This window comes from Paenibacillus alginolyticus DSM 5050 = NBRC 15375 (assembly GCF_000422905.1).
Taxonomy (GTDB): Bacteria; Bacillota; Bacilli; order Paenibacillales; family NBRC-103111; genus Paenibacillus_E; species Paenibacillus_E alginolyticus.
Genome location: NZ_KE383955.1, coordinates 1 through 9,922, shown reverse-complemented (window position 1 = coordinate 9,922; position 9,922 = coordinate 1). Strand labels below are relative to the sequence as shown.

11 protein-coding genes and 8 tRNA genes are annotated in these 9,922 nt (G+C 45.5%); 16 read left to right on the top strand and 3 right to left on the bottom strand.

All coding sequences use genetic code 11. The annotated features are described in order from the left end of the window. Positions 1 to 26: 26 nt before the first annotated feature. The 8 genes from G519_RS0141025 (at position 27) to G519_RS0140990 (ending at position 882) form a co-directional block, all read left to right on the top strand. Positions 27 to 118, top strand: a tRNA-Ser gene (locus G519_RS0141025). A gap of 27 nt (positions 119 to 145) precedes the next feature. Next, positions 146 to 222: transfer RNA gene (locus G519_RS0141020), tRNA-Met, on the top strand. A 16-nt stretch (positions 223 to 238) separates the two neighbouring features. Further along, positions 239 to 314, top strand: a tRNA-Val gene (locus G519_RS0141015). A gap of 12 nt (positions 315 to 326) precedes the next feature. After that, positions 327 to 402 (top strand) — tRNA-Thr (locus G519_RS0141010). A 76-nt stretch (positions 403 to 478) separates the two neighbouring features. After that, positions 479 to 555: transfer RNA gene (locus G519_RS0141005), tRNA-Asp, on the top strand. Positions 556 to 599: 44 nt separating this feature from the next. After that, a tRNA-Phe gene (locus G519_RS0141000) sits at positions 600 to 672 on the top strand. 46 nt (positions 673 to 718) lie between these two features. After that, positions 719 to 800, top strand: a tRNA-Tyr gene (locus tag G519_RS0140995). Between the two features lie 9 nt (positions 801 to 809). Continuing rightward, positions 810 to 882 (top strand) — tRNA-Lys (locus G519_RS0140990). A gap of 117 nt (positions 883 to 999) precedes the next feature. On the opposite strand, the gene G519_RS0140985 is transcribed toward G519_RS0140990, so the two are convergent. The 3 genes from G519_RS0140985 to G519_RS0140975 all read right to left on the bottom strand — a co-directional run bounded on the left by G519_RS0140985 (position 1,000) and on the right by G519_RS0140975 (position 3,550). Further along, positions 1,000 to 1,302 carry an MTH1187 family thiamine-binding protein gene (locus tag G519_RS0140985; RefSeq protein WP_029199459.1) on the bottom strand — a complete coding sequence of 101 codons (303 nt, stop codon included), beginning with the start codon at positions 1,300 to 1,302 and terminating at the stop codon, positions 1,000 to 1,002. Between the two features lie 92 nt (positions 1,303 to 1,394). Further along, positions 1,395 to 2,957, bottom strand: coding sequence for a GMC family oxidoreductase (locus G519_RS0140980; RefSeq protein ID WP_029199458.1), 1,563 nt, complete (start codon positions 2,955 to 2,957; stop codon positions 1,395 to 1,397). Continuing rightward, positions 2,954 to 3,550: a gluconate 2-dehydrogenase subunit 3 family protein gene (locus G519_RS0140975; protein WP_029199457.1), complete on the bottom strand. Its 597-nt coding sequence runs from the start codon at positions 3,548 to 3,550 to the stop codon at positions 2,954 to 2,956. Before G519_RS0140975 ends, G519_RS0140980 begins: the two co-directional genes overlap by 4 nt. Here G519_RS0140975 and G519_RS51875 point away from each other — a divergent pair. The 8 genes from G519_RS51875 to G519_RS47115 all read left to right on the top strand — a co-directional run. Next, the gene (locus G519_RS51875) at positions 3,539 to 3,715 is read left to right on the top strand and encodes a hypothetical protein (protein ID WP_164826798.1); all 177 of its coding nucleotides are present in this window, start codon (positions 3,539 to 3,541) and stop codon (positions 3,713 to 3,715) included. The two genes, G519_RS0140975 and G519_RS51875, sit on opposite strands and share 12 nt — an antisense overlap. Positions 3,716 to 3,918: 203 nt before the next feature. Continuing rightward, positions 3,919 to 5,034: a PucR family transcriptional regulator gene (locus G519_RS0140965; protein ID WP_029199456.1), complete on the top strand. Its 1,116-nt coding sequence runs from the start codon at positions 3,919 to 3,921 to the stop codon at positions 5,032 to 5,034. 111 nt (positions 5,035 to 5,145) lie between these two features. Next, positions 5,146 to 6,276 (top strand): ABC transporter ATP-binding protein, encoded by a 1,131-nt coding sequence (locus G519_RS0140960; RefSeq protein WP_029199455.1) that lies wholly within the window; start codon positions 5,146 to 5,148, stop codon positions 6,274 to 6,276. A 174-nt stretch (positions 6,277 to 6,450) separates the two neighbouring features. Next, on the top strand, positions 6,451 to 7,392 hold the full coding sequence (hprK, locus tag G519_RS0140955) for an HPr(Ser) kinase/phosphatase (protein ID WP_029199454.1): 942 nt from the start codon (positions 6,451 to 6,453) through the stop codon (positions 7,390 to 7,392). Between the two features lie 47 nt (positions 7,393 to 7,439). Beyond that, positions 7,440 to 8,411, top strand: a complete 972-nt coding sequence (lgt, locus tag G519_RS47120) for a prolipoprotein diacylglyceryl transferase (protein ID WP_084160601.1) — start codon at positions 7,440 to 7,442, stop codon at positions 8,409 to 8,411. Beyond that, a complete protein-coding gene (gene ppaX, locus G519_RS0140945) occupies positions 8,389 to 9,048 on the top strand; it encodes a pyrophosphatase PpaX (protein WP_029199453.1) in 660 nt (219 codons plus the stop codon). Before lgt ends, ppaX begins: the two co-directional genes overlap by 23 nt. Continuing rightward, entirely contained in the window at positions 9,045 to 9,539 is a 495-nt protein-coding gene (locus G519_RS0140940; protein ID WP_029199452.1) for an acyltransferase, read from the top strand. Before ppaX ends, G519_RS0140940 begins: the two co-directional genes overlap by 4 nt. Positions 9,540 to 9,648: 109 nt before the next feature. After that, on the top strand, positions 9,649 to 9,922 hold a 274-nt coding region (locus G519_RS47115), incomplete at its 3' end, for a transposase zinc-binding domain-containing protein (RefSeq protein WP_029198959.1).

Here is a 9,922-nt window from a genome sequence, read left to right as displayed (position 1 = left end):
GAGCCCCTCTGCCGCTACTAGATAATGGAGAGATACCCAAGTGGCTATAAGGGGACCCTCTGCTAAGGGGTTAGACTGCGTAAGTGGTGCGAGGGTTCGAATCCCTCTCTCTCCGCCAGTTTCCAAATATATATACTTTTTATGTGGCGGCGTAGCTCAGCTGGCTAGAGCGTACGGTTCATACCCGTAAGGTCGGGGGTTCGAGCCCCTCTGCCGCTACCATAAAACCAATCAAGTCGGAGGCTTAGCTCAGCTGGGAGAGCATCTGCCTTACAAGCAGAGGGTCGGCGGTTCGATCCCGTCAGCCTCCACCATTAACTTCATATGCCGTTGTAGCTCAACTGGTAGAGCAACTGACTTGTAATCAGTAGGTTGGGGGTTCAAGTCCTCTCGACGGCACCATTTTACTTCAAAAAGTAAAGATGGATAAATGATGGAGTTTCCGATCATTTTCTGGAGACCCCGGTAGTTTTAACGCGGAGCTGTGGTGTAGTGGCCTAACATGCCTGCCTGTCACGCAGGAGACCGCGGGTTCGAATCCCGTCAGCTCCGCCATTTATTTTTTAGTGAATTTGGACAAGCTAAAAACAATTACATAAGGCTCGGTAGCTCAGTCGGTAGAGCAGAGGACTGAAAATCCTCGTGTCGGCGGTTCGATTCCGTCCCGAGCCATTGAGATGGTTGTGCTGCAACAATGCAGCATGGTTATCTCTCATCTGGAGGCTTAGTGAAGTGGCTAAACACGGCAGACTGTAAATCTGCTCTCTTCGAGTTCGGTGGTTCGAATCCATCAGCCTCCATTTTACCTTGAGTCATTAGCTCAGTTGGTAGAGCACCTGACTTTTAATCAGGGTGTCGTAGGTTCGAATCCTACATGACTCACTTTTATAAGTAAACGTTGAAGGCCGTGAGGTCTTTTTTTGTTTTATATAAGCCAATGGGCAAAGTTAGTTCGCCCTTACACAAGGAAAAAGCATCCATAAGCCGGATGCTTTTTTTCTATTTCAACTTGTCGGCAACGGACTTCATTTTTTGCTTCATAGAGGCCGTTTTATCACGGCGATCGTCGATTTTGATGGAGGTGGAGACTCGTTCTGCTCCATTCGTAAATGGGACTTCGTGGACGGCACGAATGACTTCAAGCAGTCGGTCTAATGGACCCTCTAGAATTGTACCCATTGGTGTCATTTCAAAAGCGATATCGGCATGTTTCTCTAGTTCTTTATGCAGATCTGCGACGTAGCCGCTGAGGCTTGTAGTGGCTGTTCCTATAGGGATAATGGTGAATTCTGCGATAGCCATGGAGGTCACTTCTCCTTTCATATTGAATGCTCTCTTTTATTGTAGATGATTGACTACAGGCAATGCAATTCAACGTGAAGCTACTCCCCCTATTAAGAGCAGGCAAGGTCAATAATATAATCGGCTGTTCTTGCTGCAAGCGCCATGACAGTGTTTGTTGGATTCCCTCCGCTTGAGGTTACGAAGAGACTCGCATCGCAGATGAACAAGTTTGGAATGTCGTGGCTTTGACCATATGAATTGACAACGGAGGTAGCTGGGTCATTACCCATACGGCAGCCACCCATCAGATGCTGCGTGTCTGATACTACGTGGGCAACCTCGCCTCCGGCTGCTTTGAGGATGAGTTTCATATTCTCTACAGCGTGATCGATTAATTTAAGATCGTTACCCCCATAATGGAAGGTCACGGAGGCACGAGGCATGCCATTTCCATCTTTTTCATCAGATAAGGAGATATGGTTGCCCCATTGCGGAAGAACTTCACCAACCATGGTTAAACGCCCATAGTAGTTATAATCAAGCATGATTTGCCTGAGCTGCGTTCCCCAGATGGGCTCGTGAGACGATTTGCTAATCCCCTGAGCCATACCTATAGGTCTCGAGCCGTGTGAGTGAATGGTATAGCCGCGAGCAAAGCCTCTGCGCGGATCCGTTTCATAGAAATCTTGTGTGGAGGCTAACACAGGCGTGCCTTTGTATAATCGAACCTCTTGCTCAAATTTGGCGTAAACATCATTGCTGCTATGCGTCATAATCGCGCGGCCTACCCAGCCGCTGGAATTCGCCAGACCGTCTGGAAATTGAGGCGGAGCAGAGTGAAGCAGCAGGCGAGAGGTCTCGACAACATGTGCGCTTATAATCACAGTTTTGGCGCGTTGGCGATAGGTATTTCCTTGGTTAACAAAGAGAACACCACTGATATGCCCCTCTTTATCGACTTCGATCTGGGTAACCATACAATTAGGGGGAATTTCAGCCCCAGCTTGAACGGCTTTTGGAATATGAACGATCAAGGTGCTAAACTTGGCATTCGGCATACAGACTTCGATACAGAAGCCGCGATTGGTGCAGGGAGGACGCCCTTCAAAAGGAGCAGAGAGAATAGCAAGCGGTGTAACCGCGGATTGAATGCCAAGTGCTTCGCAGCCTTTTTGAAATAAATAAGCATTAGGACTTAGAGGGTCACGCTCTGGATATGGGTAAGGTCCCTTGAAATTTCCCCAGGGGAAATGTCTCGGGCCGGAAACTGCAATTTCTTTTTCGATTCTGCTGTAGTAAGGTTCCAGATCTTTGTAGTGAATGGGCCAATCATCACCAACGCCGTCAATGGACTTTGCTTTGAAATCTGATTCATGAAAGCGCAAAAAAACACCGGTAAAGTTCTGCGTTCCGCCGCCTATACCCTTACCCGAATTATGCCTTTCCACTCCAAATGGTTCCGTCACATCGACAATACGAGTATCTTCCCATGCCAAACTCCGCATGCTCAGCTCGTCACTAGCGAAATCCTTCTGAGGATCCCGCCAAGGTCCCGCATCGAGCACAACAACACTCAGGCCGGCTTCACTCAACTCTTTGGCCAGCACACCTCCTGCTGCACCTGCGCCTACAATTACGATATCGACAGCATCATGTTCATGTCTCCACTTCATGGCTCCCTCACTGCCTCCCAAGGGTCAAGTTGGCCAGGTTCTGCTCGTACATATCCGCGAGGATAGGCTGGGCCGCCAAAACCGATCTCCGACCAAACTAATGGATGTGAGTAGTAGGCCTCTACACTTAACTGAAGGAGTTTAAGAAACAGTGCTTTTTGTGGAACTTCATCCCAAGCTTCCGTTGGAGGGTAGCTGGCATCGCTGATTTGGAGCATGATGTGCTTTTGAGCAGCTTCGTCTAATTCGAAGAAAGGTCGGCTATCGGCTATCCATCCAGCCTCGTCAATCGCTTTAAGTCCCTGACGCAGGAGGTTTTGAATGGGGGGTACATTGACTTTGCGCTGTCCTTCCCCTTTATTTTCTGCCAACGTTCGATCAATATGGGTAAGGATCGTTTGAATAATATCTCCTCGATGATCATCCATGAGCAAAGCGCACCAAGCCCGTAATGTTTCCGTTTCTAACGGTGTTAGAAAATGGTGAGAGTGTTCACGCACCAGTCGGGAGGTCACTATGGACCGAGTATGGGAATCCCATTCCTTTTGCTCATCTAGGACGTTGTAGTTCGGATAATAGGTATGATTCTTCAAGGTAAGTCAACCTCCATAGATAGCAGTAAGTCCAAAAATAAAGCCGATTATTCCTTGAATGACACCAAGCCAGAAGCAGATACGGGTCACTATATACCAGCCATTGCTATTCAGCAGTGTGCTGATGAGGGAGACGAAACTAAATATAGGATGAAATCACCCTAGTACAATTATTTCCAAATTACCAAAGATTATGAGTTGGTTTTAAATAGCCATATTTACCAGATATGTGGATAACGGGAGTATGATCCTTACGTACGGTGAAGGTGACGTGAATAGGGGGTCCTTCACATTCACATGAGGGGGAGCACATATGTTACAATAAGGAGATAGATATAGAAGATATAAGGGAGTAAGGAGAGAGGCAGATGGATTGGGAGCGTGTAAAGGAGCGTTTGGAAGCGGTTTTACAGTCACCTATGCAGATTAGCTTGATACCCGAGGTAGATTGGGAGCATTTGGCGGAAGAGCAGGCAGAGAATCTTGAGGGCTTTAATCGAAGTGTTGTCCGTGGACAGGATGTGCTTTTTTATTTATCCAAAGAACATAAAGATATTCGCGTTCTGCAGGTTTCCAAAGCCAAACTAACCGCTTCAGAGCGTAAGCTCGTGGAGTTAACTGTAGATTCTAAGATGACATCAGAAAAGAAACAGTGGGGAATTTTTTTATCTGAAGATGAAAGAAAGGCGCACCAATTAAGAGATTGGCTGCTGCTGCAGATGGAACGCGGCTCAACCCATGCCGAGCTCCCGGATGCGCTTGCTTCACAATCCTCCCTGTATTCGACGAAAATTCCGCTGTTGTTGTACGGGGATTATTCTCAAAATCAGCGCGTTTCCTATGCGGAGCTGAAGAAGCTATTGGAGTCCTTTTTTGAATCGGAGATCATCCTGATTCCTTTACTAGAAAAAGAGTGGTTGATTCTAGCACCTGAAGGTCTACTCACCAGTGGCAGCGAAGAGCGAGAAGGGGATGAGGAAGAAAGCGTAGAGCAGATTCTCGACGCTCTCGGTTCTGGGCTGTATGAAATGCTGGCTAATGAGTGGGTTGGCGAATGCCACCTGGCCATCGATTATCCGGTAAAGCCTTCAAAATCGCTGTTCGCTACGATTCTTAAGCTACGAGAGACCATCATGTTAGGGCGCTCCTTTCATGTGGGCAGCTTTATTCATCTTCGCTGGGAGCTTCGTTTGGAGAAGCTGCTGCATTTGATTGATGAAGAGGAAAAAGCTGAATTCTTAGAGCAGGTGCTTCGCGGCATAGACCATGTGCTGGATGCAGAGACGGTAATCACGTTGGAACATTTCTTCACACTGGACTGCAACGTTAGTGAAACGGCGAAGAAGTTATATATACACCGTAATACCCTGCTCTATCGTTTGGACAAGTTTAAAAATGAGACTGGACTGGATGTTAGAACGTTCAATCATGCGGTTTTAGTGAGACTTGCATTACTATTGTACAAAGTAACGAAAAGAAAGTGATTTTTTTGTAGGGATTGTGCATAGTCAGTCCGGACTTCGTAGGGTAAGATGAGTATATTGAAAAGTTGATCAGCAAGCATATGATCGATAAATCGTAGGGGGAATGAAACCATGGCAGGCGTACGTTTAAATCATATCGTAAAAAGATATTCTGGTGCAGAAGAATCCACAGTTAAAGATTTCCATCTTGAAGTTGAAGATAAAGAGTTCGTTGTATTAGTTGGAGCATCCGGTTGCGGAAAATCCACAACTCTTCGTATGATCGCAGGATTAGAGGAAATTACTGAAGGTGAACTTTACATCGGTGACCGCCTTGTAAATGATGTAGCTCCAAAAGACCGCGATATCGCGATGGTATTCCAATCTTACGCCCTTTACCCACATATGACTGTATATCAAAACATGGCATTCGGCTTGAAACTTCGTAAATTCAAAAAAGCAGATATCGATGCTCGCGTTCGCGAAGCAGCGAAAATCTTGGATATCGTTCATTTGCTTGATCGCAAACCAAAAGCTCTTTCCGGTGGTCAACGTCAACGTGTTGCCTTGGGTCGTGCGATTGTTCGTGAGCCACAAGTATTCTTAATGGATGAGCCGCTTTCCAACTTGGATGCGAAACTTCGTGTACAAATGCGTGCGGAAATCACAAAATTAACAAAACGTCTTGGTGTTACAACGATCTACGTAACGCATGACCAAATCGAAGCAATGACAATGGGCGATCGCATCGTTGTTATGGATAAAGGTATCATTCAACAAGCAGCTACACCTGAAGAAATCTACAACTTCCCAGTGAACATCTTCGTTGCGGGCTTCATTGGATCCCCATCCATGAACTTCATGACAGGTTCATTGACACAAGAAGGCAGTGGTGTTTTCTTCAAAGCAGGTACTGTGAACGTTGAAGTTCCAGCTGGAAAAGCACAAGTACTGAAAGACAAAGGTTTCGTTGGTAAAGAAGTTATTCTGGGTGTTCGTCCAGAAGATATCCACGAAGAGCCTGTATTCTTGGAAGCATCCCCGAACACAGTATTCAACGTTAACGTTGAGTTGACTGAGAACTTGGGTCACGAAATGTACTTGTACCTGAATGGTATCGGTGCTAACACAGTAATCGCACGTGTTGACGGTCGTTCAGGAATCAAAGAAGGCACAAACGTTAAATTGGCACTTGATATGAACAAAGTTCATTTCTTCGATAAAGATACAACATTGTCCATCTTGGTTAACCCTAATCTATAAGCTTTAACAGAAAGGCCAGCCGTTATCGGCTGGCTTTTTTGTCTGTTTATACGGTTTCACGAACACTTTAGTTGATTTCACCTAACTATTCCATTACGATGAAACTATTGAAAAGAATGAATAATAGCAGATGAAGCACGTTTTGCACAGGCAAAACTCGGAGGAGACAGGACGATGGCCAAAAAAGTGAAGGTTTCCGAATTGGTAGAACAACTCCATATGGAGGTTCTTGCAGGTGAGTCTGGACTGAAACGTCCCATAACAACCGGTGATCTATACCGTCCAGGTCTCGAGATGGCCGGATATTTTAATTACCATCCGAGAGAACGTATCCAGGTGCTAGGGAAGACGGAAGTCACCTTCATGGAAATGTTAACGACGGGTGTCAGGCGCAATCGTGTAGAGCAGCTATGCTCGCCGGAAGAAACGCCTTGTATCATCGTGACAAGAGGACTAGATGTTCCTGTTGAATTATTGGAAGAAGCGACGAAGCGTGATCTCCCCGTACTTCGCAGTCAAATGTCTACGACGATTTTTGCAAGCCGCTTAACAGGGTTTCTAGAGAATAAACTAGCTCCAAGTACGACAATTCATGGTGTACTTGTCGATGTATACGGAATAGGTATGCTCATTACAGGGAGCAGCGGCATCGGGAAAAGTGAAACTGCGCTTGAACTTGTAAAAAGAGGTCATCGGCTTATTGCGGATGACGCCGTAGAAATTCGTCAAAATGGCGATAAGGTGCTGACAGGAAATGCTCCTGAGCTTATTCGTCATTTGCTTGAAATCCGCGGTGTGGGTATCATTAATGTGATGACTTTATTCGGAGCTGGTGCTATCCGTAATGTGAAGAAGATTTCGGTTGTGGTTAAATTGGAAAATTGGCAGCAGGACAAGCAATATGACCGATTGGGCCTCGATGAAGAATTGACACGCATCATTGATACGGATCTGCCGCTCGTCACGATTCCTGTTCGCCCAGGACGAAACTTAGCGGTTATCGTCGAAGTGGCAGCGATGAACTATCGTCTAAAACGAATGGGATATAACGCGGCACTTCAGTTTACGAATAAGCTTACGGAGTCGCTGAACGAAGATTTTGAGGATTTCGATTGATAATGATTAAGCAGCAATTTATATAAATATAATGAAGGAGTGAAACTATGCTCGAAAGTGTTGCGTTTTCCTTAGGACCGATACACGTGCGGTGGTATGGCATTATTTTAGGTACAGCTGCGTTAATTGGTTTGTTACTGGCAATTCGAGAAGGGAAACGATTCCGAATCGTTCCTGACTTTTTCATGGATTTATTGTTAATTGGGGTACCTTCTGCGATTGTTGGCGCTAGGCTTTACTATGTAGCCTTCCAGTGGTCCGATTATAAGGATAATTTAGCTGAAATTTTTATGATCTGGCACGGCGGTATTGCCATTTATGGAGCGCTAATTGGTGCGATTATCGGTACTTTTTTCTACGTAAGAGCCAAAGGGTACTCATTCTTGAGAATTGCCGATATATGTGCACCAGGTTTAATTGTGGGTCAAGCGATAGGACGTTGGGGCAACTTCATGAATCACGAAGCCCATGGAGGCCCTGTTACGGAGTCATTCCTACGTAATACTTTGCACTTACCTAATTTTATCGTGAATCAAATGAACATTGAGGGGACTTTTTATCACCCGGCTTTCCTGTATGAATCAGTCTGGAATATCTTAGGGTTGTTGGTTCTACTCTGGCTTCGTCGCAGGCCCATCCTTCGGGCAGGGGAACTATTTTTCAGTTATTTTATCTGGTATTCCATTGGTCGTTTCTTTATCGAAGGTGTGCGTACAGATAGTCTTGATTTCACTGGCCCCACGTGGCTTGCGTCGCTCTTGAATGCACTGTGGTCACCAATGAGAGTTGTATTTGAACCGGGCGTACTGACATATGGCGGAAATATAAGATTCTCGCAGCTGTTAGCGCTTCTGATCGTGATAGGGATGGTTATTATTATTATCGTAAGAAGGAAAAAAGGATACGCGAATGTGCGCTATGCTGATCCTATTGTTTCCACGAAAGCTGATAAAAGCAAAGTATTGAAAGATCAAGAAGTAGATAAAGGAGCAGACTATGATTCAAACCGTACTATTTGATCTGGATGGAACGATTGTTGATACGAACGAGCTTATTGTGCAATCTTTTTTGCATAGCTTGGAAGGCGAGACGGCAGAGCCTGTTAGCAGGGAACTCATCATTCCGAATATGGGACGTCCGCTTGTGGAACAAATGGAATTTTTTACAGGCAGGAAAGAGGTTGAAGAGATCATTAAGAAATATCGGACCTTCAACTTATCCAAGCATGATGAACTGGTCAAAGAATTCCCGAATGTACGCACGGCGATGGCTAAGCTGCATGCAAACGGGATTAAAATCGGAATCGTAACGAGTAAAATTCGGCAAACCACTCTGATGGGTCTGAAGCTGTGTGGGCTGGATAGTTTCGTTAGTACCATCGTGACCGTTGAAGATGTGAAGGAGCCGAAACCGCACCCCGAAGGCATAATTGCAGCGCTTAAGGTGTTAGGAAGTTCTGCAGACCAATCGATGATGGTCGGAGATAGCCATTATGACATTGAGGCAGCCAAAAATGCAGGAGTTATATCTGTGGGCGTATCTTGGTCATGGAAAGGGCGCTCCTACTTAGAGCAGTATAACCCGGATCATTTGATCGACGATATGCTTGACCTGCTTCCTATTGTGGGGCTGACGTCGGATGTGGATGCTGTTTGAGAAAAACGGATAAGTATCCGGTAGATGGACCGAATGCTTTATGGCAAATCTATCATACCGTTAGCAAATGGAAGGCGATGCGGAATTTTGTATTCATACAAATAACGCGGTACTCGCCTTCGCTGCGTATGAAAAATTGGATCTACCGACACGTTTTGGGGATGAAGATTGGTGAGCATACCGCTTTTGCTTTGATGGTGATGGTGGATGTCTTTTTTCCAGAGAAGATTCATATTGGGAGCAATACGATTATTGGGTATAACACGACGATATTAGCCCATGAATATTTAACCAATGAGTATAGACTCGGGGATGTAAATATTGGATCGCATGTGATGGTAGGTGCCAATACGACGATCCTGCCTGGTGTGACGATTGGAGACTATGCCATTATTGGAGCGGGTTCGGTTGTGCACAAGGATGTGGCACCGTATAGCTTTGTGGCAGGGAATCCTCTTCAGACGATTCGTGAAAGAATGAATGAGAAATGAGAGTTGTATGCTATAGAGCCGTACAGCTCTTTTTTTTGTTGTATAGGAAATTATGCGGGATGCGGATCTGTGGATAAGTAATGTAGAATGGAAATGGGGGGGATGAAGGATGGGTGAGCCGAAATCGTATAAAAAGAAAGGGACAGTCAAGAAAATCTTGAAAGATCACTTTCATGGGTTTTGGCAAATGCATGCCGAATCCTATCCCGAATCTGTTCGTAAAAGCATAGAAGAAACGGTTCAGAAAGCGATGAAGTGCGGCAGTAGAGATCTGGGCTTTGCGTTGTATGAGTGCAAGGGATGTAAAGAAGGAGAACCGGAACCGGTGTATGTATGTTTCACCTGCAAGAGCCGGTTTTGTCACGGCTGTGGGAAGAAATATA